General features: G+C 50.8%; 25 protein-coding genes and 1 rRNA gene. All 26 read right to left on the bottom strand.

The window, feature by feature from the left end:
* A 16S ribosomal RNA gene (locus tag AC0YN4_RS30260) occupies window positions 1-105 on the bottom strand; the annotation flags it as partial.
* Window positions 106-429: 324 nt separating this feature from the next.
* On the bottom strand, window positions 430-1,938 hold the full coding sequence (lysS, locus tag AC0YN4_RS30255) for a lysine--tRNA ligase (protein ID WP_177186844.1): 1,509 nt from the start codon (window positions 1,936-1,938) through the stop codon (window positions 430-432).
* Between the two features lie 139 nt (window positions 1,939-2,077).
* Window positions 2,078-2,554 (bottom strand): transcription elongation factor GreA, encoded by a 477-nt coding sequence (gene greA / locus AC0YN4_RS30250; protein WP_091225471.1) that lies wholly within the window; start codon window positions 2,552-2,554, stop codon window positions 2,078-2,080.
* A gap of 253 nt (window positions 2,555-2,807) precedes the next feature.
* A complete protein-coding gene (dusB, locus tag AC0YN4_RS30245) occupies window positions 2,808-3,845 on the bottom strand; it encodes a tRNA dihydrouridine synthase DusB (RefSeq protein WP_475784585.1) in 1,038 nt (345 codons plus the stop codon).
* Between the two features lie 64 nt (window positions 3,846-3,909).
* The gene (locus AC0YN4_RS30240; protein WP_475784586.1) at window positions 3,910-4,119 is read right to left on the bottom strand and encodes a helix-turn-helix domain-containing protein; all 210 of its coding nucleotides are present in this window, start codon (window positions 4,117-4,119) and stop codon (window positions 3,910-3,912) included.
* Complete coding sequence (gene folK / locus AC0YN4_RS30235; protein ID WP_475784642.1) at window positions 4,071-4,652, bottom strand: 2-amino-4-hydroxy-6-hydroxymethyldihydropteridine diphosphokinase; 582 nt, start codon at window positions 4,650-4,652, stop codon at window positions 4,071-4,073. Before folK ends, AC0YN4_RS30240 begins: the two co-directional genes overlap by 49 nt.
* Entirely contained in the window at window positions 4,624-5,016 is a 393-nt protein-coding gene (gene folB, locus AC0YN4_RS30230) for a dihydroneopterin aldolase (RefSeq protein ID WP_475784587.1), read from the bottom strand. The genes folK and folB overlap by 29 nt, the downstream gene beginning before the upstream one ends.
* A gap of 32 nt (window positions 5,017-5,048) precedes the next feature.
* The gene (gene folP / locus AC0YN4_RS30225; protein WP_475784588.1) at window positions 5,049-5,930 is read right to left on the bottom strand and encodes a dihydropteroate synthase; all 882 of its coding nucleotides are present in this window, start codon (window positions 5,928-5,930) and stop codon (window positions 5,049-5,051) included.
* Window positions 5,927-6,802 carry an aminotransferase class IV gene (locus tag AC0YN4_RS30220; RefSeq protein ID WP_475784589.1) on the bottom strand — a complete coding sequence of 292 codons (876 nt, stop codon included), beginning with the start codon at window positions 6,800-6,802 and terminating at the stop codon, window positions 5,927-5,929. The genes folP and AC0YN4_RS30220 overlap by 4 nt, the downstream gene beginning before the upstream one ends.
* Window positions 6,799-7,380: an aminodeoxychorismate/anthranilate synthase component II gene (pabA, locus tag AC0YN4_RS30215; protein ID WP_475784590.1), complete on the bottom strand. Its 582-nt coding sequence runs from the start codon at window positions 7,378-7,380 to the stop codon at window positions 6,799-6,801. Before pabA ends, AC0YN4_RS30220 begins: the two co-directional genes overlap by 4 nt.
* 19 nt (window positions 7,381-7,399) lie before the next feature.
* On the bottom strand, window positions 7,400-8,965 hold the full coding sequence (locus AC0YN4_RS30210; RefSeq protein WP_475784591.1) for an anthranilate synthase component I family protein: 1,566 nt from the start codon (window positions 8,963-8,965) through the stop codon (window positions 7,400-7,402).
* A gap of 106 nt (window positions 8,966-9,071) precedes the next feature.
* Entirely contained in the window at window positions 9,072-10,154 is a 1,083-nt protein-coding gene (locus AC0YN4_RS30205) for a Ger(x)C family spore germination protein (protein WP_475837533.1), read from the bottom strand.
* Window positions 10,155-10,159: 5 nt separating this feature from the next.
* Window positions 10,160-11,275: a GerAB/ArcD/ProY family transporter gene (locus AC0YN4_RS30200; protein WP_475784593.1), complete on the bottom strand. Its 1,116-nt coding sequence runs from the start codon at window positions 11,273-11,275 to the stop codon at window positions 10,160-10,162.
* A gap of 87 nt (window positions 11,276-11,362) precedes the next feature.
* On the bottom strand, window positions 11,363-12,610 hold the full coding sequence (locus AC0YN4_RS30195) for a spore germination protein (protein WP_475837532.1): 1,248 nt from the start codon (window positions 12,608-12,610) through the stop codon (window positions 11,363-11,365).
* Window positions 12,611-12,734: 124 nt separating this feature from the next.
* Window positions 12,735-13,673 (bottom strand): cysteine synthase A, encoded by a 939-nt coding sequence (cysK, locus tag AC0YN4_RS30190; protein WP_475784595.1) that lies wholly within the window; start codon window positions 13,671-13,673, stop codon window positions 12,735-12,737.
* Between the two features lie 108 nt (window positions 13,674-13,781).
* Entirely contained in the window at window positions 13,782-14,750 is a 969-nt protein-coding gene (locus tag AC0YN4_RS30185) for a peptidylprolyl isomerase (protein ID WP_475784596.1), read from the bottom strand.
* Window positions 14,751-14,767: 17 nt separating this feature from the next.
* Window positions 14,768-15,670, bottom strand: coding sequence for an Hsp33 family molecular chaperone HslO (gene hslO, locus AC0YN4_RS30180; RefSeq protein ID WP_475784597.1), 903 nt, complete (start codon window positions 15,668-15,670; stop codon window positions 14,768-14,770).
* 16 nt (window positions 15,671-15,686) lie between these two features.
* Window positions 15,687-16,454 (bottom strand): type III pantothenate kinase, encoded by a 768-nt coding sequence (locus tag AC0YN4_RS30175; RefSeq protein WP_090985852.1) that lies wholly within the window; start codon window positions 16,452-16,454, stop codon window positions 15,687-15,689.
* Window positions 16,451-17,302 carry a carboxylating nicotinate-nucleotide diphosphorylase gene (gene nadC, locus AC0YN4_RS30170; protein ID WP_475837535.1) on the bottom strand — a complete coding sequence of 284 codons (852 nt, stop codon included), beginning with the start codon at window positions 17,300-17,302 and terminating at the stop codon, window positions 16,451-16,453. The genes AC0YN4_RS30175 and nadC overlap by 4 nt, the downstream gene beginning before the upstream one ends.
* Window positions 17,303-17,342: 40 nt before the next feature.
* Entirely contained in the window at window positions 17,343-18,959 is a 1,617-nt protein-coding gene (gene nadB, locus AC0YN4_RS30165) for an L-aspartate oxidase (protein WP_475837531.1), read from the bottom strand.
* A gap of 41 nt (window positions 18,960-19,000) precedes the next feature.
* The gene (gene nadA, locus AC0YN4_RS30160; protein WP_091225489.1) at window positions 19,001-19,939 is read right to left on the bottom strand and encodes a quinolinate synthase NadA; all 939 of its coding nucleotides are present in this window, start codon (window positions 19,937-19,939) and stop codon (window positions 19,001-19,003) included.
* Window positions 19,940-20,314: 375 nt separating this feature from the next.
* Complete coding sequence (gene ftsH, locus AC0YN4_RS30155) at window positions 20,315-22,327, bottom strand: ATP-dependent zinc metalloprotease FtsH (RefSeq protein ID WP_475784600.1); 2,013 nt, start codon at window positions 22,325-22,327, stop codon at window positions 20,315-20,317.
* A gap of 106 nt (window positions 22,328-22,433) precedes the next feature.
* Window positions 22,434-22,973, bottom strand: a complete 540-nt coding sequence (hpt, locus tag AC0YN4_RS30150; RefSeq protein WP_090985860.1) for a hypoxanthine phosphoribosyltransferase — start codon at window positions 22,971-22,973, stop codon at window positions 22,434-22,436.
* A 52-nt stretch (window positions 22,974-23,025) separates the two neighbouring features.
* A complete protein-coding gene (gene tilS, locus AC0YN4_RS30145) occupies window positions 23,026-24,474 on the bottom strand; it encodes a tRNA lysidine(34) synthetase TilS (RefSeq protein ID WP_475837530.1) in 1,449 nt (482 codons plus the stop codon).
* Window positions 24,475-24,503: 29 nt separating this feature from the next.
* Window positions 24,504-25,442, bottom strand: coding sequence for a protein kinase domain-containing protein (locus AC0YN4_RS30140; RefSeq protein ID WP_475837529.1), 939 nt, complete (start codon window positions 25,440-25,442; stop codon window positions 24,504-24,506).
* The gene (locus AC0YN4_RS30135; RefSeq protein WP_475784603.1) at window positions 25,426-26,151 is read right to left on the bottom strand and encodes a vWA domain-containing protein; all 726 of its coding nucleotides are present in this window, start codon (window positions 26,149-26,151) and stop codon (window positions 25,426-25,428) included. Before AC0YN4_RS30135 ends, AC0YN4_RS30140 begins: the two co-directional genes overlap by 17 nt.
* Window positions 26,152-26,402: the final 251 nt, after the last annotated feature.

The raw sequence follows: 26,402 nt of genomic DNA, 5'->3' as shown, positions 1-26,402 counted from the left end.
CCCGTCCGCCGCTAAGCTATCCCCGAAGGAATAACTCCGCTCGACTTGCATGTATTAGGCACGCCGCCAGCGTTCGTCCTGAGCCAGGATCAAACTCTCCATAAAAGTGGTCCGAAGACCGTTTATGAATTTGCTTGTTAGCTCATTCAAAAAAACTAGCTTGCGAAACGTTAGTTTCGCGATTTATGACCATTTGACTGGTCGCTCATTGTTCAGTTTTCAAAGAACAAATACTTCGTGTTTTTCTTGCTCATTCGCCCGTGTCTCAGCGGCGACTTGATTAATATATCATAGCCCACAACATGATTGCAACCCTTTTTTTAAACTTTTTTCAATTTCTTCTTGGAGCACTGTTTTTCGCTGTACGCTTCCATAAAGAAAACCGCCAGGGCTACTCGCTACTCACCCCGGCGGTTCTGTTTAATTTGATTATTCGCCTGCACGCTCACGCATAAGCGGGAACAACAGTACGTCTCTAATAGAAGGTGCATCTGTAAGCAGCATAACTAGACGGTCAATTCCGATGCCAAGTCCGCCTGTTGGCGGCATACCGTACTCCAGCGCACGGATGAAATCCTCATCCATTTCATGCGCTTCGTCATTGCCTTGTTCTTTCTCAAGCAGCTGCGACTCAAAACGTTGACGCTGATCGATTGGATCGTTCAGCTCCGTAAAGGCATTCGCGTGCTCACGCGCCACGATGAACAACTCGAACCGATCCGTAAAGCGCGGATCGAGATCGTTCTTCTTAGCAAGCGGCGAGATCGCAACCGGATGACCGGTCACAAACGTCGGTTGAATCAACGTATGCTCACAGAACTCCTCGAAGAATGCGTTAAGGATATGACCGAAAGTCATATGCGGCTCAACTTTCACATTATGCGCTTTAGCATGTGCATGCGCTTCTTCGTCTGTCATTTGCTGGCTGAAGTCGACGCCTTTCGCTTCTTTGACCAATTCAACCATCGACACACGGCGCCATGCCGGCGTTAGGTCAACTTCCGTACCTTGGTACATAATTTTCGTAGTTCCCAGCACTTCTTGCGCAATATGTGCAATAAGCGACTCAGTTAGAGCCATAATATCTTTATAATCCGCATAAGCCTCGTAGAGCTCAATCATCGTAAATTCAGGGTTATGACGTGTCGAAATGCCTTCGTTCCGATAAACGCGGCCGATTTCGTATACTTTCTCCATGCCGCCGACAATAAGGCGCTTCAAGTGAAGCTCAATTGCGATACGCATGTACAGCTGCATGTCGAGTGCATTGTGGTGGGTAATAAACGGACGAGCCGCAGCACCGCCAGCAATGGAATGCAGTGTTGGTGTTTCGACTTCCAGGTAACCCTGCGCATCCAGGTAACGACGCATCGTTTGGATAATACGGGAGCGCAAGATAAACGTTTGCTGTACTTCCGGGCTCACGATCAAATCTACATAACGCTGACGGTAACGCAGCTCTACGTCTTTGAGGCCGTGATATTTCTCGGGAAGCGGCAGAAGCGATTTGGACAACACTGTGATTTCTTTCGCCTTAATAGAGGTTTCGCCTGTGTTTGTTTTGAAGACAACGCCGCGCACGCCAATAATATCGCCAAGATCCAGAAGATCGAACGCTTGATACTGAGCTTCCTCGACGGTGTCCTTGCGCGCGTAGATCTGAATCTTGCCGCTCAAATCTTGAATATGAGCAAAGCTTGCTTTACCCATTCCGCGTTTCTGCATGATTCGGCCTGCAACGGTAACCTCAACAGCCTGAGCTTCGAGATCTTCCTTGCTTACCTCTTCATACGTATCTACGATGTTCTTAGCATGATGAGTCCGTTCAAATTTGCCGCCGAATGGGTCAATGCCCAGTCCGCGGAGCTCGTCCAGCTTGTCTCTGCGAATTTGCAGAAGCTCGCTTAATTCTTGTTCTTGCGTTCCTTGCTCCACCACGATTCATCTCCTTGTTGGTCCAGAAAGGCAGGGCGGTACAGCCGCTGCCCTATTACCCTTGCCAGAGCAGAACACATTCCTGCTCCACAATGTTGAAAAAAGCTTCCTCAAGGAAGCTTTCTCAAAAGGCATGCCTGGTTTATTTTTTGATATCAACGATTTTATATTGAATGATGCCGGCTGGTACGCTTACTTCTACGATCGTGCCTTTGTTCTTGCCAAGAATAGCTTTGCCAACCGGGCTTTCATTAGAGATTTTATTCTTAAGCGGATCCGACTCAGCCGAACCGACGATCGCATACTCCATCGTATCACCGAACTCCAAATCTTCAACCGTAACGATAGAACCGATGCTCACCGTTTCAATATTGATTTCATCGTTATTGATAATACGGGCGTTACGGAGCATTTTCTCAAGTGTAATAACCCGACCTTCGATAAACGCCTGTTCATTCTTAGCGTCTTCATACTCCGAGTTTTCACTGATATCGCCATAGCCGATAGCCACTTTGATCCGCTCAGCAACTTCACGACGTTTGACGGACTTCAAGTTTTCAAGCTCATCTTCCAACTTCTTCAGGCCGTCTTGTGTAAGGATAATCTCTTTATCACTCATGTTACAATTCTCCTGTCGTGTGGCATTTTTTCATACCGTGTATGAATCACTGTTACTTAATATATTACGCATCATGCCCTTGATGACACCGCGCAGGAATGAGAATTGCCAGTCATAAACCAGGCGGACGGTTTGTTATTGGAAGATTATATTTCAACTTCCCCTATATGTCAACGAAAGCCAACCAGCAAATGTAATCGCTTAACTCCACGAAACGCAAAGGCACTCGCTTATGAGCTCCTTTGCGCTTGGATTAGTGATATACGGCTTCTTCCGATGAAGTGGAAGGTGTGATCGAGGCTGTAGGCTCTTCGCTCAGCTCACCCAGTGACTCGACATACTGGCCTAGAATCTGCACTACGTTGTCGCGTGTCGTTTCTTCCATGATGACGTCTTTGACTCTTGCCGCACCTGGAATCCCTTTGAGATACCATGCCAAATGCTTGCGCATCTCGCGAACGGCCGTCGATTCGCCTTTCAAGTTAACAAGACGATCCATATGCAAAATAGCGACGTCCAGCTTCTCGCGAGGCGTTGGGTCCGGAAGCAGCTCTCCCGTCTGCAAATATTGGATTGTCCGATACAGCATCCACGGATTACCGAGTGCTCCACGGCCAATCATGACACCATCGCAGCCGGTATGGTCAAGCAGCCTGCGTGCGTCCTCTGGAGAGAACACATCACCATTACCAATAACGGGAATGGATACGGATTGCTTAACATCCTTTATAATATCCCAATTGGCAGTACCGGTATACAATTGCTCCCGCGTACGGCCATGAACACTGACAGCTTTGCCGCCCGCACGCTCAACGGCTTGCGCATTCTCAACGGCAAATACATGCTCGCTGTCCCATCCGATCCGCATCTTCACCGTGACCGGTTTATCGACAGCGTCGACAACAGCCGACACCATTTCGTAGATTTTGTTCGGATCGAGCAGCCATCTCGCACCTGCGTCGCATTTTGTGACTTTAGGCACAGGACAGCCCATATTGATGTCGATAATATCTGCGTTTGTTTGCTTATCGACGACTTTAGCAGCCTCCACCAACGATTCGCGGTCACCGCCAAAAATTTGCAAGCTAAGCGGCTTCTCGCGCTCATCTACAAACAGCATTTCCAGCGTGCGCTTGTTGCCGTGCAGGATAGCCTTATCGCTAACCATCTCGGCGCAAACCAGACCGGTGCCGAATTCTTTGGCTATCAGTCGAAAAGCCGGGTTGCACACACCTGCCATCGGCGCCAGCACGACTTGATTCTTCATCTTGATGTTTCCGATTTTGAGCATGAACGTCCAGACTCCCTTCTGAGTTAAAAACAATTTATAAACCATGATTAAACCAGCGTAATACTCATTTAAAGTCGGCGGTCAGTTCGCTGTAGCTGATACCGAGTGTGTCCGAAATGCGCTCCAACAGCTTAGGATCCGGCTTGCGCGTTCCCCGCTCTAGCGATCCGAGCACAGCAACAGAAACGCTTAGCTTGGCAGCGAGCTCTTGCTGCGTATAGCCCTTTAGCTTTCGGAATGCGCGGACGCGCCCGGCCAATTGATCGTATTCCATAGCGCGATTCCTTCCCCTCTGTCTTGTAGCGCTTGCTTTGCGATTTCTTTCACTTGCTTCTGCAGTGAATGCTCCTCCGCCAGTACATCGCTAAGAGGCACCAACACAAACGAACGCTCCATCATACGTGGATGCGGCAGTATAAGCTCCTCTTCCGCAAGCGTAACTCCTTCATATAAAAGCAAATCCAAATCAATGGTTCGCGGCCCCCAGCGGATATCTCGCTTTCTTCCAAGCTGCTGCTCCATCGCAAGCATCGCATGCAAGAGTTCATGTGGTTCAAGCGAGGTTCGCAGTGCAGCAGCCATATTAAGAAACGCCGGTTGATCGGTATAGCCCACAGGGTCGGTTTCGTAAATTGCCGATGCCCGTACAACCGTTATCGCTGGGTGGCTGTCCAGCAAATGAAGTGCGTTCCGAAGCTGCTGCTGTCGATCGCCCACATTAGCGCCGAGTGCTATATATGCGTTTGCCTCATCCGTGCGAAGGATGAGTTTCAGATCATTAATGCCTTGCGGGCCGCTCGGTTCCATAGTCATCCCGCTTTCTGCAGAGTTCCACCGTCACGCCGTCGAAAAAGATTTCAAATGGCGGATTCGGCTTCGTTACGGACACCGTCACTTCATTTACACTAGTATAAGCGTCGAGGACGGCCGATGCAACGTGACCTGCCAGCGCCTCAATCAGTTTAAATGGCGGTCCTTCAACAATTGACTTCACCCGGGCATGAATTTCGGCATAGTTGATCGTATGTTCAAGATCGTCGGTTCTGGCTGCCTGCGATAAGTCCATCTGAAGCGACAGATCGACATAGAATTGCTGGCCGAGTCTGTTTTCCTCCGGAAAAACGCCGTGATATCCGAAGAACCGCATCCCTTTTAGAGTCATTTTGTCCATGTTTTATTCCCCATTCTTCGACAAATTTCTTCCTATATCGACTTCACGCGCGGATATACAATGGCATCGCTCATTAATGCGGTCTGCTTGTTCTCGCGAATATCGTGTACGCGGATGATCTGACAGCCCTGCATGATGCCAAGCGCGGTCGTCGCCGCTGTGCCAAACGTGATTTCATTCGAATTTAATTGCAGCGCTTCGCGGATAAACTTCTTGCGAGAGGTGCCTAGCAGCACGGGAAACCCTTCTGCCACCAATTGATCAAGCTTGCCCATTAGCGCGAGATTATCCTCGTAGGTCTTAGCAAACCCAATCCCCGGGTCGAGCCAGATTAATTCGTCCGATACACCGGCGTTTCGCGCTATTGTGATACTTTCGCGCAAATCAACCAGGACGTCTTTGACCAAATCGGAATAGTCTCTAGCCTGCCTATTATGACTAATAATGACGGGACAGCGGTGTGCTGCAGCAACCTCGGCCATTCGCGGGTCACCTTTAAGTCCCCATATGTCATTGATAATGTGTGCTCCCGCATGCAAAGCCTGGTCGGCAGTTTCAGCTTTATAGGTATCAATAGAAATCGAAATGTTCGGCACTGCCTCGCGAATTGCGCGAATGACGGGGATGACCCGCTTCAGCTCTTCCTCAAGCGGAACAGGCTCGAATCCCGGACGTGTCGACTCCCCGCCGATATCGATGATGTCTGCGCCATCTGCAACCATTTGCTTGGCATGACGAACGGCCGCTTCCACTTCGTTATACCGTCCTCCGTCAGAGAAGGAGTCCGGTGTCATATTCAAAATGCCCATGATCAGCGTCCGTGTTCCAAGCGCAAGCTGCACACCGTTCGGAAATACGTAGCCCCGCTCAAAGGGCCACTGTTTTACTTTATCTTCTGATATACATGCTTTCATGAATGGGTATCCTCCCGATATGCTGCCAGCAGCTTCCGTGTGATCGAGCCGGCTTGTCCACTCCCAATCACTGTTCGGCAGCCGTCATCATCCCTTAACACAGTAACAGGTACAAGCTCTTGAATCGAGTTCGTTACCCAAACTTCTTCAGCCTCCGACAGCTCTGCCCACGTATAGAATCCTTCTTCGACGGTTATTCCCGCTTCCCGAGCCAGCTCCATTACGCGCTGGCGTGTAATTCCCGGAAGAATACCTGTTTCAATGTCCGGCGTGAATACCTTACCTGCGTGAGCGAAGAAAAGATTGCTGACGATTCCTTCGGACAGCCACCCTTCCCGGGTCAGCATGAGCCCTTCTGCTCCCGAGGCAGCCCAGGCGGTCGCCGCCAATTCCCGCTTTGCTATAATATTATTCATATAGTGGAGCGATTTCAAACGCACCTCGCCCTCCGGCGTATTCCGCAAGGTCCGCAGCAACGCTAACTCACGGCCGTTAAGATAGAGGTCATCATTAGGTCCAGGCAGTGCTTTTACAAGCAGCAGCACATTCGGCTCTTCATAATCCCCGGTCGGAAGACCAAGTACACCTTCGCCTGCGGTAACCGTCAGTCGAACATACGCTTCTTCCAGCTCATTAGCAGCCATTAGCTCGCGAAGCCAGCTTCGCAGCTCAGCTGTATCAAGCTTGCACTTGATGCCAAGCGACTCACATCCGGCCGACAAACGCTCCAAGTGCCGCTCCAGTAAATACGGCTCACCGCCATAGGTGCGAAACGTCTCGAAGAGGCCCATTCCATACAAAAAACCGTGATCGTAAACCGAGATCACGGCCTCTTCCTGTAACTTGATGCTGCCATTCCATCCGATCTTCATCGTACCGCGCCTGCCCGCATGTTCAGGAAATTACGAAGCAGCTTCAGTCCGTTCTCGGTGATGATCGACTCCGGATGGAATTGAACGCCCTCAATGAGATACTCTTTGTGGCGCAGTCCCATAATTTCGCCTTCTTCCGTCTCTGCACTGATTTCCAGGCAATCCGGAAGTGTTTCTTTCTTCACAATTAGGGAATGGTAACGCGTCGCCGTATAAGGAGAAGGAATTCCTTCGAAAATCGTGCGGCCGTCATGATGAATCTGCGAGGTCTTGCCGTGCATCAGCTTCTCAGCGCGAACAACGTCGCCTCCGAAAGCTTGTCCGATCGCTTGATGGCCAAGACATACGCCGAATATCGGAATAATGCCTTTGAAACGTTCAATGAGGGCAAGGCTGATACCCGCTTCATTCGGGCTGCATGGTCCCGGCGAAATCAGAATATGATCCGGTGCAAGGGCCGCAATATCCTCAAGCCCAATCTCATCATTGCGTTTCACGACAATCTCCTCGCCCAGCTCTCCCAAGTACTGAACCAAATTGTACGTAAATGAGTCGTAGTTATCGATGACCAATATCATTTGCGTTTCCCCCTTTGGATTACAGCCGAGCGCGGCTTGCTTCTGCCCATTGCTCGCTGTACTCGATCGCCTTCCACAGTGCCTTGGCTTTGCTTAGTGATTCGCGGTATTCACGCTCCGGATCAGAATCAATGACGATTCCCGCTCCTGCCTGAATGTGGACGACTTCATCCTTCACCGACATCGTTCTTATAATAATATTAAATTCCATATCTCCGTTGTAGTCAATCCATCCGAGCGATCCGGTATAAGGCCCGCGCCGCGTCGGCTCCAACTCTTCGATGATTTCCATCGTACGGATCTTAGGCGCACCTGTAATTGTACCGCCCGGGAAGGTCGCTCCAATGACATCATAAGCGTCCTTGCCTGAGGCAATTCGGCCTTCAACTTGCGATACCAAATGCATCACATGGCTGTAATATTCGATAACCATGAGCTCCGATACGTGAACCGAGCCATATGCCGATATACGGCCAAGATCATTGCGCTCCAGATCGACAAGCATGATATGCTCTGCCCGTTCTTTCTCGTTGCTCCGAAGCTCTTCGGCCATCCGAAGGTCCTCTTCTTCGGTCAGTCCGCGACGACGCGTACCCGCAATGGGGCGCGTAGCCAGCTTGCCATCCGAGAGCTCCACCAGCAGCTCCGGCGAAGCCGATACGAGCTGGAAGTCCGGACAATTCAAGAATCCCATATAGGGCGAGGGGTTGAACAATCTAAGCCATTCATAGAGCTCTTCCGGACTCGACTGAATGTTACGGCTTTGACGCTGGGAGAGATTAACCTGAAACACGTCGCCTGCCGCGATATAGTCCCGAATTCGCTCCACCGCCGCTTTGAAGGCTTCCTTGGCAAAAGGGGACGTAATCCCGTTTACCGACTCCAAGTCGATTTGAAGGGAACCGTCTTCCATAAAGCGAGTCCGAGCACTCCGCAAAGCTTCTGCTGCTGCCGCTGCTTCTCCTCTGGCAAAAGCAGTCCACTGCTCAGCCATGCGCTGCACACGAATACAAGCTGCTTCGAACAAAACTTCGAGCTGTTCCTTCGTTTCTTGTCCCGTTAGTGCAGTATGTGCAGCGCAGTAAAGCTGCTCCTCTTGATGATCCACGATCCACAGCTCGTCCATCCGCATAAACAAATAATCAGGCAGGTCCAGGTCGTCTGCCGCCTGCACCGGAAGCCGCTCGATTGAGCGAATAACATCGTAGCTCCAGAAGCCTGCACAGCCGCCTGTCCATTTCGGTGCACCCGGCACTCGCGGCGCTCTAAGGCCGCCCATCCAGCTGCGCACCGCTTCGAGCGGTTTCTCCTTATATGTGGTTACACGACCATCAACAAGATCGACCGCCTCTGCTTCCATTCCTTTACCACGGATAACAGACGCAGGATTAAGCCCTAAATACGTATAGCGGCCATCCTTGCCACTCTCCAGCACGAACGCGTGCGGCGATGCCGTCTTCCACGCCGCTTCCCATGAGGCCGGACGCCCTTCACCACTGCCGAGCTCGCGCTTCATAAGCACTGGCAGCGAAGTGTAACCCTCTTCCCGCCAGTTCAACCAATCCTTAAAGGCTGTACGTTCCATTCTCAGCCCCTCACTTCCTATCCGTTCGAGAGAGCCGCGGCCGTCATGGCCTGCTCTCTTTGTTTGCAAGCTAGTATACCGAAATTGTGGGAAAAAGAAAAGAAGGTTATCTGCGTTCTGAATCAAAATCCACCTTTACCGCGATTTGAACCTTCAGCAGCGGATACATCGCATACCATGCTTCGGCCTTCCAATGCCGATCCTGAGATCTCGCGATTGCCCCTAAGCCGATTGGATCGATATTACTGCGCTGCAATCGCCCAATCAGCTTACTGATTTGTTGCTCCATATCCTGCTCAGCCTTCTTTTTCAATTGCTCAAACTCACTCCTTGAATACTTTTCCATCGGGGTTGCGAAGTTAGGAATAAGATAAGCATGAATCTTGATGCGAATCGTCATTACCTTACTGGATGCCTCCCAAACATACTTAGTACTTGAATGCTCGATTAACATGCGCAGCGGCTTCTCTTGCTCATCGGTATCATAATAGCCATTGGCCACTGGCTGCTGAAGCAAGGAGAACAGCAGCATGCTCCGATATCCTTTCAAAGGAAAGACGTAACGATCATCTTTGAACAATGCCAGCCCCACCAACTGAGCACGGGGACCTTCACCATCCTTACGTATAAGCGGCAGATAAGGATCTTGTCCTTTGTTTGCATGTTGACGAACAAAAGTTAATAAATTGGTTAGCGGTATGACGCCTTGCTTCTCGTTCTTAGCCAGGAGATTGTTTATGCTGGTGCCTGGGTCAATATCCTTCATAGGCATTTCAAGAAGACTTGAAGGCGAAGTCTCTGTCACAGTCAGTGACATATTACCGGGCAGATTTAGCCTGCTTGCATAATAAATTAATAAACGGTTGTAAACCCCCTGGCGTGCCAGCCCTTGATCAATCAGCACTACCTGCGTCTTCTCATCAACAAACTTGCCTCCGGTCTTGAGGGCAGCCAAATTCCGTGTCTCAATCGTAGATTGGGCTTGTGTCCGAACGATCTGACTTTCCACGCCGTCTTTCTTATACAGCGGGATCAAATACGAGGCCGCGACTAAATCCTTGGCATCCTTACTTGGCTCATAAGCAATACCATAAACAATACTTAATTTCTCAAGTAAGTCTCCTTGACACCCCGGAAGCAGCAGCAGAATCATCAACAGCGTTATACAGAACAATCCTTTACGCGGCATTACCTCTAGCTCCCCTCTTGAACTGCCGATGCTTTTCCGGACCCTTTGGCTTTACGGCTAAGCAGCCCGTAAAGAGGGATATAAGCTCCCACCATAAACACCGTTATGAGAGGCTGCCAATTTTGAATGAGAAGGGTATACCGTGAATACCAGAGGGTAACCGCCGTTGCAAGAAGCAGCAGAGCAGACAAACACAGATGAGCTGTTTCCGGCCATTTGCATAAAATTGTTTTCCTCAGCAAAGAAGAAATCACCCACAGCAGCAGAGATAGAATGGGCAGCAGACGAAACAGCTGAAAGCTTACCCCCGCTTGATCGATGCTCTCGAAGAAGGGAAAGGACATGATTTTATATAAATCGACGGTCGTTACCGTGCCCGTAGAAACAATCTCAATGCCAAACACGCCAAGCATCAGCCACAAGGATAGGATCGTAAACGCACTATTCACGCCAATCGCCGCCCATAACGCGTAACGTATTCGGGATGCCTTGAGGCCGCTTGTATTGAGCTTGAGAAATAGCAGCAGCTCAATTCCACTAAACAAAGCTGTCCCGCTAGAGACTCCCCCTCCCAGCTGCTGCAGTTGACCGCTCCAAAGCGGCAAGACGGATCTTATTTCAAAATAAGGCAGCGACCCCAGTATAATCAGCACATACTCCAGAACTCGCATACAAAGTGCAACGAAGAAGAGCCCCGCAAAGACGCGGACACCGCCTTTAGCCGCTACAACCGCACAGACCAAGAAGAGCGCGATCACCCAATAGGACTGGAAGTTAGGCGTCTGATAACGGTCTAGAAGCAGAACCATTTGATTCGTTGTTATCCCTCCAACCAGAAGCAAAGCTGCAAAAAAAAGCATCAGCAGCATAACGCCAATCGGTTTTCCAAATGCAGCGAGATGGCTGGCAACGAAATCTTGGTTTACGCTCCCCGTCATTGTTTTGCCTAAAGGCATACATAAAATGCCGATGGCGATGGCAATTGCAAGCACATACATAAAGCTCGAAGTACCCACATACCCGGTAAGTTTACTGGTAACGATATAATAATTTGCAGCTCCCTGAAGTCCACAAGCCATATAGAAGAATTGCCATGCCGTAATGCGATCTTGTCGCATCATTGCTCACCCCTTCCCCTTTATATAGCGGGATAGCGGATGAACGCCGAATAGCGCAAACGGCTTGTTCAAGGATCGAGCGGCAAACAGTCATGACAGCAATAAAAACCAAAACATACAAATGCCCGGGAGCCCCAGGATAACCGCCAACAATAAGGCCGGCACTTTGAGGAAAAATAACATGCCTCGCAGTTGAACCGTTGCGGAGGCAAGCGTCAGCAAAGACGATATGGATACCAGGACCAGCATGACATTGCTCACGATTCCCGCTTCCACAGCTGCTGTCCCCAGAACAATGCCCGCTACAATGCCTGCGCTTTGCGAAAGCTTGGTTGGAAGACGAGTAACGGCTTCAAGCTGTATGAGAACCAGAATCTCCATAAACAGAGATTCTACGAATGGAGAGAAGGGAACGCGGTAACGTGAAACTAAGAGCGTTTCAATGATTTTACTCGGAAACATTTGAAAATTATAAGTGGCTACAGCTACATAAAGCGGCGTCAGCAATAGAGCCAGAATAAAGCAGATTACCCGAATGACTCGAATAAGAACGACGTAATAGCGAGGTGAGAACAGGTCAGAAGCGGTCATAAACGAATCCTCGATGGAAGTTGGGGCAATTAAGGCTTTGCGTGAGCCTTCCATGAGCATGACAACCTTCCCAGACTCCAGCGAATGCACCGTCTGCAGCGGCAATTCGGCAAAATCATACGGAGGGAAAAAGGGGCTTTTACCGTTCGGCAGCAGCATGGCAAAGCTGGAGATATCCATCAGCGCCTTCGGATGATCGATTGACGCTTGTTCGACTTGATAATTTAAACGGTCCGCCTCCATAACATGGTCGGCCAAATAGACAATGGAGACAGGCAGCTTGGCCGAGCCGAGTACGAGATTCCGTACATGCAGTTCTTCGGACACTAGACGTCTGCGAATGAGATTCAAATTCATCTCCAGCGATTCCGAGAAGGCTTCCATGGGCCCAGATTCCGCAAACTCCTCTAGCGGTGTCTCAACACCCCGATAATTGCTTTTCTTACAAGGAAAGAAGAGGACGTCGGGATGAGCGACACCGGCTGTTTCAATCGTTACACTGATATACCCCTTCAGTAAATATTGATGCATATCGGCACGTGATTTAATTTCGATATTTTCAATCGGCAGGATCAGCTTCATCTCTTCGCTGGAATGGGGCTTATGCATCTGGAGCATCGGTAAGAAGCGTTCCCGCATAATTTGCTGGTCCGCCATGGAGGACAGCCATTCGATTCGGTAGGTACGCTCTTGAAGTGCAAGATGATAGGTATTCCAATCGTCAGTCTTCGGGGTGGTCACTGTCACCGCTGCAACACCTCATTTTCTGCCAAGGATTTGTTTATCTTTTCCTTGGATGGGGTGTTTTATCAATATAAAAAAGGATCCCCTTGGAAAGGGGACCCTCTGTGAGTAAGCAAAACGCTTACGATTAGTTCTCGAAGTTGAACAGCGGTGTGGACAGGTAACGTTCGCCGTTGGATGGAACAATAGCAACGACACGTTTGCCTTTACCGAGTTCTTTGGCAACCTTCAATGCTGCGAAGATCGCTGCACCGGAGGAAATACCGCAGAGAATGCCTTCTTCTTTCGCTGCACGGCGAGCCGTTTCGAAAGCTTCTTCATTCTCAATTGTGATGACTTGGTCGTAAATCTCGCGGTTTAGGATCTCAGGGATAAAGTTAGCGCCAATCCCTTGGATTTTGTGACCGCCAGGGCCGCCACCGGAGAGCAGCGGAGAAGCAGCAGGCTCAACAGCTACTACTTTGATGCCCGGGAAGTTTTGTTTCAGTACTTCACCGGCACCGGAAATCGTACCGCCTGTACCGATACCCGCAACGAATGCATCCAGCTTGCCGTCAAGCGAGTTAATCGCTTCAACGATCTCAGGGCCGGTTGTTTCGCGGTGTACCTTCACGTTTGCTTGGTTCTTAAATTGTTGCGGAATGAAGTAAGAAGGATTCTCGGCTTGCAGCTCTTCCGCACGGCGAACTGCTCCGTTCATACCTTCAGATCCCGGTGTAAGCACAAGCTCAGCACCGTAAGCGCGAAGCAGGTTGCGACGCTCAACGCTCATTGTTTCAGGCATAACGAGAATCGCTTTATAACCTTTAGCGGCAGCTACCATTGCCAGACCGATCCCTGTGTTACCGCTAGTTGGTTCTACGATAGTATCACCCGGTTTAAGGATACCTTGCTGTTCAGCTACTTCGATCATGCTGATTGCAATACGGTCCTTAACGCTTGCGCCGGGATTCTGGTACTCAAGCTTCACGTAAATTTCTGCGCTGTCCTCCGGTACCAAACGGTTCAAGCGAACAAGCGGTGTATCCCCAATAAGATCGATCACGCTTTGTACAATTCTAGCCATGAATAGTGCTCCTCCTTATTCCGACTAAATCAGTTGGTTTTACTTACATATTATCAATGAAACCCAGTAGTTGTCAATAGTCAGTTTTCGAACAAAAGGCCTACAGCTCTACCCATTGGAAGACTTAGGAAGCACTTCCGCGTTATATTTCTGCAGCAGTGAATTCTCTACTTCACGCAGCCCGTTCAGCTTGGATAAAGCCAGCTCTCGCTTCACTTGATCACGTATACGGCTCTCGCTCAGCACTTCTTCCGTATGCGTTTCGAGCAGCTGAATAACGGCTTGACCTTGCTCCACTTCGATTGGCCCGGTAACCTCGCCAACTGACAGCCGATTGGCCGCTTCCAGAATGGCATCATCCGTAAACGGATCATCGGCTTCAATAAACCCCAGATCCCCGCCGCCATCTGCCGTATTGGTATCAATCGAGTAGGTCTTTGCCATTAGGGCAAAATCTTCTCCTGAATCGAGCTGCTGCAGCAGGTCGTCGGCTTCGTCCTCCGTTGCAAGCACAATCCATGCCAGATGCAGCTGCTTCCGGGGGGCGAACTGCTCCTTGTTGTCTGCTATGTAGGCATCAATCTCCGACTCGGTCACCTCAACGGATCGAACTGCGATTTTCTCAAGAAGCAGCCGGTACTCGGTGTCTTCCCGAATCCCCTCAGGCGTTAAGCCGAGCTGCTCTTTCATCGTGGCATAATATTGTTCCTTATTCTCATAGCCTGTCATCATGGCTTCAAGCTCATCGTTCATTTCCGTGTCCGAGATGCTCAGGCCGTAAGCCTCCGCCTCCTGCCGGGTAGCGGCTCGCACCATCAATGTACGAAGCAGCTGATCGCCGTACTGCAGCTGCAGCTCGTCGCTGAGCTGCTTGGCCGTAATCTGCTCATCGCCAACCTTGGCGGCAAGCGGCTCCTCCGTAGACGCAGGGCCTTCTTGGTCTTGTGAATTATCGACCGTCGCTTGCGGATCTGCCTTAGGCGGGAGCAGTACCCGGAACACCACCACGAGAGCTAAAATAATCATACAGATCGCCTGAATGAGCACAATGCTCTTCAGCACCCGGTCGTTCTTCATTATCGCTTGGCCTCCGATTATTGAATCGGCTTCGGCTTAGCCTGATCGAGCAGCATCTCAAGCTGCTGGCGGTCAAATGCATAGATCTCGTTGCAGAAATGGCACACGACTTCAGCTTGTCCGTCTTCATCAATTAACTGTTTCAACTCATGCTCACCCATACTGATGAGCGTACGCTCTACACGTTCCATGGAGCATTGGCATTTAAAGACGACGTCCACATGGTCCATCAGCTGAATTTCGTCACCAACGACAAAACGCAGCAGGCTTTCCGGTGTTTCTCCTTGTTCAAACAGAGAAGAGATCGGCGGCAGTACCGCAATCGCCTGCTCCAGCTTCGTAAGGTTCTCTTCGGTGATACCCGGTAACACTTGTACGATGAAACCTCCGGCGTTCATGACGGTGCCATATTCATCGACAAGCACGCTAAGCCCGACAACAGACGGCGTTTGCTCGGATGTAGCGAAATAGTAAGTGAAATCTTCCGCGAGCTCGCCTGATACGATCGGAACGCTGCCGCGATACGGCTCCTTCAGCCCCAGGTCCTTAATAATATGGATGTAGCCTGTACGGCCGACAGCGCCTGCTACATCCAGCTTCCCAAGCGCATTGCTGGGCAGCTGTACATCCGGGTTATCTACATAACCGCGAACTTCGCCATTGGCATTGGCGTCGACGACGATTTGGCCGACAGGGCCATCGCCTTTGACTTGAATCGTCAGTTTCTCGTTGCCCTTCAACATGGCGCCCATCATCGCACCTGCCGTAGCCGTGCGTCCAAGTGCTGCGGTTGTGGTCGGCATTGTGTTATGCCGCTTACGCAGCTCTTCTACCAGCCCGGTTGTCTTGACGGCAAATACGCGAAGCTGTCCGTTCCATGCTGTACCGCGTACTAAATAATCTTTATGCTCTTCAGTCATCTCTATGATACCTCTTTTATTCTTGGTTTCGTTCGTAAATAATGCGTAAACCTTCAAGGGTCAGCAGCGGGTCCACTTCTTCAATGGTTTCCGATTCGGCGGCAATTAAGTCTGCCAGGCCTCCTGTCGCAATAACACGCGGGGTTACACTGAATTCTTTGCGAATCCGATTCACGATACCGTCCACTTGACCGGCATAGCCGAAAATAATACCTGCTTGCATCGACGTGACCGGGTTGCGACCAATCACACTTTTCGGTTTCACCAGTTCAATACGGGGCAGCTTAGCGGCACGCTGATATAGCGCTTCGGTTGAAATACCGATACCCGGTACGATCGCTCCGCCCAAGTAGTTATTGCCTGCGTCAATGTAATCAAATGTCGTTGCGGTGCCGAAATCGACAACGATCAGCGGCGCGCCATATTTCTCAATGCCTGCAATGGAGTTTACGATGCGATCTGCGCCGACCTCACGCGGATTCTCATAACGGATATTTAGTCCGGTCTTGATGCCGGGTCCAACAATGAGCGGAGATTGACGCATGTATTTCTGGCAAAGCTGTTCCAACGTACGCATAAGCGGCGGCACAACGGAGGAGATGATTACCCCTTCGATCTGATCCAGCTTAACCCCTGCAATTTGAAACAAATTGTGAATCATAATGCCGTATTCATCCACGGTTGCCGAACGATTCGTGCTCAGGCGCCAGTGGTAAAGCAGCTTGCGAGCTTGGTAGATACCCAGCACAATGTTCGTATTGCCTACGTCCACAACGACGATCATGCTGCTGGGCCTCCTTTCTTCCCATTCAAATCCAGACTAATGTCGAGGGATTGGAACGAATACGTCAGCCCGCCAACGGAAATGACATCAACGCCTGTTTCCGCTATGCTGCGAATGGTCGACAAATTCACACCACCCGATGCTTCAACGATCACATGAGGTGAGCCAGCCTTGATGCGCCCCACCGCTTCACGCATAAGATCATTGGACATGTTATCGAGCATGATAATATCGCTGCCGCACGCGAGAGCTTCATCCACTTGAGCAAGTGATTCCGTCTCCACTTCGATTTTCATTGTATGGGGAATAACATGACGAGCAGCCTTCACAGCGCCGGTAATCCCGCCTGAGCCTTTGATGTGATTATCTTTGATCATAACGGCGTCGTATAACCCGAAACGATGGTTGAATCCGCCGCCCACCCGCACGGCATACTTCTCGAGCAGACGATGACCCGGCGTTGTTTTGCGCGTATCGACCAGTCGTGTAGGAAGCCCTTCAATAGCCTGGACAAAAGCGCGGGTCTTGGTCGCGATGCCGGACAAACGCTGCATTAGATTCAGCGCCAGACGCTCGCCTGTCAGGATACTATGCGTGCTGCCTTCGACTTCAGCCAGTATCGTACCTTTCGTCAAAGAATCACCGTCGGCTGCCAATGGACGGAATTCCAACGTGGGGTCAACCACCTCGAAAACAAGCCGAGCAACCGGCACACCTGCCAGTATGCCATCCTCCTTCACATGAATGACAGCCATCGAACGCGTTCCTGCCGGAATCGTCGCCCAGCTTGAAATATCCCCTGTCCCGATATCTTCAGCAAGCCACGCCTTTATTTGAGCCCGCAGCATATCAGTCGCACTGTTCCCGAATGCCGCCGCAAATTGTGCTTCATACATCTTCAATTCGCTCCTCTGTTATCCCGTTCTCCCGGTGGAGAACGGTATGCTTGCGCCAGAGCACATCATTACGCTCCGGAAAATCTTCCCGACTATGCGCGCCTCGGCTTTCTTCCCGTGTCAGGGCAGACTCTGCCGTGAGCATCGCGCAGGTCAGCAGATTCGCAAACTCATATTCTTCTCGTTTCGTAATAACGGAATGAAAAATCGAACGCAGCTTCTTCAACTCTTCAAGCCCTTTGTTCAGCCCGTTAGCATCACGATTCAACCCGACATACCGCACCATTGTCTTCTGCAGCTTCAATCGCTTCTCAACCACCGCCTGGATCGGCGCTTCGCTCCGTTTCAGTGAATCCATGTGAACATCCGTATGGCCTTCAAGCGGAGGCAGCGTGTTAATACGCTCTACAATTCGCCGTCCGAACACAATCGCTTCGGATAACGAATTGCTCGCCAATCGATTCGCACCATGAACGCCGGTCGACGAACATTCCCCGCAGGCGAACAACCGCCGCAAATTAGTTTCGCCGTTCAAGTCGGTTTTTACGCCGCCCATCATATAATGCGCCGCAGGGGCAACGGGAATCCAATCCGACGTCAAATCAAGTCCGAAATTCAAACAGAACTCATAAATGTTCGGAAACCGGTGTCTCACCATATCCGCGGATTCATGTGTCACGTCAATATAAACGAAGGTGGATTTGGTCGCTTCCATCTCGCTGACGATCGCCCGCGCCACGACATCCCGAGGAGCCAGCTCAAGCTGCTCATGGTATTTCTCCATAAACCGTTCGCCCCGGATGTTACGAAGCACCGCACCTTCACCACGCACCGCTTCCGAAATCAGAAAACGAGGCGCACCCGGGTAACAAAGCGATGTTGGATGAAATTGAATAAACTCTACATCTTGTATGTAAGCACCTGCACGATAAGCCATAGCAATGCCATCTCCGGTAGCTACTTCGGGATTCGTCGTATAACGGTACAGCTGCCCTGCTCCGCCGGAGCAAAGAATCGTTGCTTTGCCGCGTACGAACAATCGCTGTCCATCCGGTTTCTGTACCAAAGCACCGACGCAAACACCGTCATCGGTAATCAGATCGATCACGAAATGATCATCCCAAACCTCAATCCGCGGGTTCGCAATCGCTTTCTCCGACAACGCACGAACGATTTCGAAACCGGTCGCATCTCCATTGGCATGCAAAATACGACGCTGACTGTGCGCACCTTCCTTGGTGAGCGCAAACTCGCCGTTCTCTTGGTCAAACTGCGTACCCATGCGGACTAAGTCCTCTACGCCTTTCGTTCCCTCATGCACGAGCACATCGACAGCTTTATGCGAGCAAAGTCCGGCTCCGGCAATAAGCGTATCCTGACGATGATAAGCCGGGGAGTCGTCCTCGGAGATAACAGCTGCAATGCCGCCTTGGGCATAACGCGTATTGCTGTCCATCAGCGACTTCTTCGTAATCATGAGCACATCATTCGTTTCACTGGCTTTAATTGCGGTAAAAAGACCGGCAATGCCGGCCCCGATTACAATGACATCTTTATATATGACTGGAAGCCCTTCGAGTTCAACATCTACGAGATAACGTGGAATCATAAGTGCAACTTTCCTTTCTCATGGAAAGAGAGTAGCGCATGCTACTTCACTTGTAACATGCGCTCCAGGGATAGACGGGCTTGATTGGCAACCTGCTCCGGTACGTAAATTTGCGGCTGCATCGTTTCCAGACATTTCACAAGCTTCTTCAGGTTGTTTACTTTCATGTTCGGGCAAACCAAATATTTCGTAGCAAAATGGAAGGTCTTATTCGGGCTGTCCAGACGAAGCTGATACCCTGTGCCATCTTCCGTTCCGACGATAAACTCCTGGCAATCCGATTCTTTACAATATTTTATAATAGCGGTTGTACTGCCGACGAAATCGCCAAGCGCTACTACTTCAGGACGGCATTCAGGGTGAACGACGAACTGCGCATTTGGATATTTGGCTTTCATTTCTTCTACATCTTTGACGGTCAGCATGTCATGCGTGTTGCAATAGCCTTCCCAGATAATCATCTTCTTGTCTGTTTTCTGCTGCACGTAATGGCCAAGGTTCTTATCCGGCACCCAAATAATTTCGTCTGAATCGACCGAATTCACGACACGCACGGCATTAGCAGAGGTACAGCAAATATCCGTTTCCGCTTTGATTTCGGCGGAGGAGTTGATATAGGTGACTACTTTCGCATTCGGATGCTGTGCTTTCAGCTTCCGCAAGCCATCGACGTTGACCATGTCAGCCATCGGACAGCCGGCGCGCTCATCGGGAATGATAACAGTCTTGTTCGGAGCCAGGATCTTCGCACTTTCGCCCATAAAATGAACGCCGCAGAACACGATTACATCTGCATCCGTTTCCGCTGCCTTCTGCGCAAGCAGGAAGGAGTCGCCACGGAAATCGGCCACTTCTTGAATTTCATCACGCTGATAATAATGCGCAAGTATAATGGCGTTACGCTCTTTCTTCAATTGCAACAATCGTTCCCGTAGTTCGCGGTTTTGTTCCGCTTTCCTTTCGAGAGCTAATGCTTCCATAGCTAAATTCCCCTCTTTTCACTAACTTTGTGAACTGATGCACAAACTTGGCTGTTCGTTCACCATGATTTATCGAAAATGCTGTTATTCCGCTGTGTATTCATCATCTATCATGCCCACGTCATAAGCCGCTTGATTCGCAAGAGCCTTTACAAGGGATTAACCTTAAATTTACACAAGGTAGTGTGCGCTGTCAACAGACAAAAGAGGCCGTTTTAACCGATCTACGGAAGGTTTACGCAAGTAAAGAAGTTACCAAGCCTCTATGCTTACTCGTCCTTCCACTATAGCGCTAAAGCGCCTTCCTGCACAAAAGGCTGCCCGTGCAGTTGCCTGCAATCGGACAGCCTTTGAGGACTATCAACTTCTATTTCATTAGGACTTCGGCGTACCGTCGTCGTCTTCGTTACCGCTGTCTGGATCAACCGGAGGTGTTAATTCGCCTGGCTCCTTCGAACCAATACGAACCTTCACGCCGCCAATCGTATCGATAATCGGCTCTGCTTTCGGCTCTGCGGAAACGATGTTCGAACTGCCTTCGCCGCCTTCTGCCGATCCGCCTTCGATCAGACGTTTGATTTGTTCAATCTCCAACGTTTCTTCGGTAAGGAGCGTTTGAGCAATAAGATGCATCTCTTTGCTCTTCTCCGTAAGAAGCTGTTTCGCACGAGCATAGCAGTCTTGAATGAAGCTCTGCATCTCTTGGTCAATTTCATAAGCGATGGCATCGGAGTAGTTCTGCTCATGTCCAATGTCACGGCCTAAGAATACTTGGCCTTGCGAGCTGCTGCCGAATTGCATCGGTCCAAGCTTGTCGCTCATTCCGTATTCCATAATCATCGCACGAACAATGCTCGTCGCCGATTTGAAGTCACTGTATGCGCCAGTGCCGATTTCGCCGATGTAGATCTCTTCGGCTACCCGGCCGGCAAGCAAACCCGTCACTTTATCAAGCAATTCCTGCTTGGTCGTCAGCATGCGATCGCCATCTTTAGGAAGCATGATGACATAGCCGCCTGCGCGTCCGCGCGGGATAATCGTTACTTTATGAACCTGATCCGCATGCTCCAGGAAGTAGCCTGCAATTGTATGGCCCGCTTCATGGTAAGCAACAATGCGTTTCTCACGGTCACTGATAACGCGGCTGCGTTTCTCCGTACCGACGATAACACGGTCAATCGCTTCGTCCACTTCTGTCATCGCGATGTCTTTCTTGTTGCGGCGAGCGGCTAGAAGGGCTGCTTCGTTAAGCAGGTTCTCCAGATCCGCACCGGTAAAGCCCGTTGTCCGCTTCGCGATTACATCAAGTTTCACGTCTTTGGCAAGCGGCTTATTGCGAGCATGTACTTTCAGTACAGCTTCGCGGCCTTTCACATCCGGACGGTCAACCGTAATTTGACGGTCGAAACGACCCGGACGAAGAAGTGCAGGATCGAGAATATCCGGACGGTTGGTAGCCGCCACGATAATGATACCTTCGTTCGCACCGAAGCCGTCCATTTCAACGAGGAGCTGATTGAGCGTTTGTTCGCGCTCATCATGTCCGCCGCCGAGACCGGCGCCGCGCTGACGTCCAACGGCATCGATTTCATCGATAAAGATGATACATGGTGCGTTCTTCTTCGCATTCTCGAACAAGTCACGAACACGGGAAGCACCGACACCGACGAACATTTCAACAAAGTCCGAACCGGAAATGCTGAAGAACGGCGTGCCCGCTTCGCCTGCAACAGCACGAGCAAGCAACGTTTTACCAGTACCCGGAGGGCCTACAAGCAGTACCCCTTTCGGAATACGAGCGCCTACGGCTGCGAATTTACGCGGATCCTTCAAGAACTCGACAACCTCGACAAGCTCTTGCTTCTCCTCGTCTGCGCCTGCCACATCCTCGAATGTGACACGTTTCTTCTCTTCGTTGTACAATCTGGCACGGCTCTTGCCAAAGTTCATCACTTTGCCGCCGCCGCCTTGCGCCTGATTGATTAGGAAGAAGAACAAAATAAAGATGATCACGAATGGAATGATTGAGGTCAAGAAGGTGAGCCAGATGCTCTGTCCTTCCATCGGCTTAACTTCCATTGCGAATTTGTTTTTTAGCTGCGCATCGGTCACTTCTTTAACGACGTATTCCTCAACGCTGGTATGGGTGTAGAATTGGGCTGAATCCGAACTTTCCGGTTTGTTCTTGTACTCACCGGTGATCAAGTAAGAGTAGCCGTCGAACTGAAGCTCAACTTGCTTCACATTGTCATTAGCTAGTTCCTGCCTAAATTGATCGTAACGGATTTCAGTGGTGGAGTCATTTTGGCTGCTGATAAATTGGAAGATCCCGACGGTCACCAAAAAAATAATCAAATAAAAGCCAGTGTTACGGATGATCCGGTTCATCCCCTACCTCCTCTCAAGACGCAAAAAATAAGATGACCTTGCTCGGTAAGCTCCCGTGTGCGGGAGCCCTCGATACATGGCTGATTGCATGGACTGTCTTACAACCTTACTTCTCGTAAACCTCGGGCTTCAGAATGCCGATAAACGGCAGGTTGCGGTATTGCTCCGCATAATCAAGCCCGTACCCGACGACAAATGCGTCCGGCAATACAAATCCTTTATAGTCCGCTTCCAATTCCACCTTGCGGCCTGTCGGCTTATCAAACAGCGTAACAAGCGTGATGGACTTGGCGTTGCGGCGCTCCAGCACATCGATGAGGTAGCTGAGCGTAAGACCACTGTCGATAATATCTTCAACAATGAGTACGTCTCGGCCTTGCACCGATGTGTCAAGGTCCTTGATAATTTTCACAACACCGCTTGTTTTGGTCGATTGTCCGTAGCTGGACACCGCCATAAAGTCGAGTTCGACCGGAATTGTGATGGTCTTAACCAAGTCAGCCATAAAAATAAAAGCGCCTTTAAGAACGCAGATAACGAGTGGATTACGCCCCTCGAATTCGCGGCTAATGGTATCGCCCAGCTCTTTCACTTTCTGCTGAATTTGGTCTGCGTCGTAAAGTACTTCTTGAATGTCGTTCAGCAACACGGGCCCTCCTAAATGGTTCTTGCCTATACTATGAATGGATCAGTGCATCTTATTCAAGTTGGTTCAGTGCGGAAGCATCAAGGTTTACCCGCATCATCATTCTGATAACACGGCTCGTCGTTTCCATCACCTGAGCATGTCTTGATCTTCGAATGCCCGGGATCCAAAGCACGGTTCCGTTAGCGTCGACAACGATCGGCAGCACCTCACGACGTGAGGGTGCGACACGTTCATCAACGAACATATCTTGTACCTTTTTGGTGCCATTTAAACCAAGCACTTGCATTCGGTCACCTGGACGGCGATTTCGGACCGTGAGCGGGAATTCGAGCGAGTCGGCATCAAACAGTGCTTCATGTCGATTATTCGGTCTGAGCGCATGATCTGCAGCCCGTTCCTCAAGCGACAATTCCGCTTCCGCCTCCGGCAAAGCCAGGCGTACCGCACCTCGGTTCACTATATAAGCATATCCGCTGCGCTCGGGGGTCATTCTCCCCTTATTCGCACGGGTGAACACTAAATTGTCGTACTCACGCAGAAATCGAACTCCGCTGCCAACATCGAAGCTCCACGTTGCAGCTGCGCCATCAGAGGCCGCAATCCTTATCGTTTCTATGCTTTCGAATGAAGTGGTTTCCGTTTCCAAGCCAATATAACTCAATATTAGTTTAATCAATCTCCTTTGTAAAGCGACATGCAGGCCAAGCAGCGCTTTGCGGGTCAATTGGCATCCTTCGCTGTGAGGCGCGATATGGCGCTCAAAAATTGCCTTAGTTTCTTGCTCCAGCCAATCGTCTTCAGCCGATGCAAGCTCCGCCAATCGGACTAGCGACTGGGAAAACTGCGGGTTAAACGAAGCCAAGTAAGGCAGAACGTCCAAACGGACCACATTGCGAAAATAATACTTCTGCCCATTGCTGCTATCTTGACTGAACGGGATCGCCCACTGTTCACAGTAACGCAGGATGTCTGCCTTGTATGTACGCAGAAGCGGCCGAATAAGTTCCACGTTTTTTTCTTTTCGCCGAATTGCTATTCCTGCAAGCCCTCCGGGTCCTGTTCCGCGAACCACTCGCATCAATACCGTTTCGGCTTGATCATCGGCATGGTGGGCGAGCGCAATGCGCGCAGCGCCGTATGTATGAGCGACCTGATGCAAGAATGCATACCGCTTCTGGCGGGCCGCCGCCTGCGCGTTCATTCTTGTTTCTTCTATATAAGCAGGCAAATTAAAAAGCGCCGTTTCGCAAGGGATGCCGAGCAGCGCCGCGTATTGTCTCACAGATTCAGCTTCACGCGCCGATTCCTCGCCGCGAAAGCCATGGTCCACGTGAGCGGCAACCAAATTAAGCCGCTCTTGCCCGGACAGCCGGTGAAGCAGATGGAGTAAAGCCATGGAATCCGGTCCGCCGGATACCGCAACGACGATCGTCTCTCCCGGCAGCCACAGCTGCTCATCCCGGGCTAGTGCGGACAGCTCGCTTAGCCAATCATCCACTTCCCTCATCCTTCCCAAGTTGCGTATTCTTATGATGCGCCGCGCAGCAGCCAATAGATTGTGGTGGCCAGCACGGCCGCCGAAGCGGCGAACAATCCCTTCATCCAGCGAGGTGCCGGCGCGGAAACGGACTTACCCGCTCCTGATCGGTGCATCCACTGCTGCCAAGCAGCAGCCGCTTCGCGGGCGCTTGCAAACTCGCCGTAGAGCGCCTTGCGCAGCCAACCGCTGAGCGGCTTGAGCACGGTGCTGGTCGCGGCGAGCTTCGCCAGCTCGTCCGGCGTTCGCGTTTGCGGCAGCAGTCCGGCACAAAGCTGCGCAAGTCTGCGGCTTTCGTGCAGCTGGATGCAAAGGACCGCAAACGAGAACAAGTCATACCGTGCATCCGCCGTTCGCGTGCCCGCATTCCAGTAGCCGCGGTCGTAGACTTCCGTAAACTGCCGTACGCCTTTGCCGAAAGCAGTAGCGCCGCCGTAGTCTACGAGCTCCGGTCGACCGTAATCGCCGACAAGGACGTTCTCTACCTTCAAGTCGCCAAACGTCCACCCGGCTTCATTGAGCTCTGCTAGTTTGCCTAATAGATTAAAAGCAACAACAGGAAACCATTCCTTCCCTTGTTTACCCAAATAATCGGCAAGCGTCATCCCTTTAATATATCGCATGACATAGAACGGATGCTCTTTGCCATCTACTCCGCGGAAATCATCCACATCGACAAGGAATAGTCCTCCCTTAGCGCCTCGCTTCTGTTTCTGCTTCGAAATCGTTTGCAATACATTCACTTCCGACTGCAAATCTACGGTATCCGAACCGATCTTAAGCGCGTACAGCTCACGCTGCCGCTCGACCAGAAATACTTTGCCATTGGCGCCTTCACCAAGCATTCGTTCCACACGATAACTGCCCTGCTTCCACTTGCCGCGAATGATCGTACCACGCGGAAGCGTCCATTCAAACGACGTAGTCACTCATCATCCCGTCCGTTTCATCATTCTTCCTACTACCATAATCGGCTTTCTGATAAAAATCAATGACATGCACGATCGCAGGACCTGTCGGCGTCGTCCCTCGCATCTGCAGCCGCGGGAATAAGGAATGAACGCCGCTTATATTGCTCGTCCAATCAAGGTCAAGCTTGCAGTCCTCTCCGTAGGCGGAGCCGGGAAAATGAAACACCGCAAGCTCGCTGCCTCCCTGCCTCGATTGCAAGCTGATCGCCAGATCGCGAATGGCCTCTTCTACCGCTTGCAGCTTCGGTTTCATACTGGCACTGGCATCAATTAACAGAGCAACGCGCAGCTTACTCGTCTCGCTTAACTCATCAATGACGCGTACGACTTCACCCCGCTTCTCCGGCGGAAGCTCTTCGATGGACGACGTGCCAAGCACCTGCTTCAGCTCCCGTTGAACGGCTTGCTGTATCGTCTGCACGACGGTCTTGCGCGTCAGCATTTGAACCGTTTGCGAGAGCTGCCGTGTATGCGATAACCGGCTCAGACCGCCGCCCGCCCGTGCAATCTCTTCAATTTCGGTTGTTCCAAATTCGGCGAGATCGCCTTGATCCACCACACCGACAACATTCACTGTGATCCCAACTGCGTGCGCCTGAGCAGCCGCAATAACCGGGCTCACCCCAACATTGGAGCAGCCGTCCGTTACTAATAGAATCTGCCTCATCGTTCATTCCCCCAAAACCTTGGAATCTGAATCTACTGCTCGAGGAAACTAGCCTGCAACTATCGTCCAAGCAGGTTTCCTCCCTAGTACTAGCTCTATCAGCATTGCCAATTATGAGAGGGGATAACCCTGTTTGGCTCAGGCGCGGGGTTGGGCAGGCGGCGTGGAGCGTGCGAATACAGAGAGAACGGGCGGAGGAGATCGGATGGGAGTTTGCAAGATACGGGTAAATTGCAGGGGAATGGGTACAC

Source organism: Paenibacillus sp. J22R3, from assembly GCF_056269305.1.
Note: the sequence above shows the minus strand (reverse complement) of the source record. Positions and strands in the feature narration are given on the sequence as shown.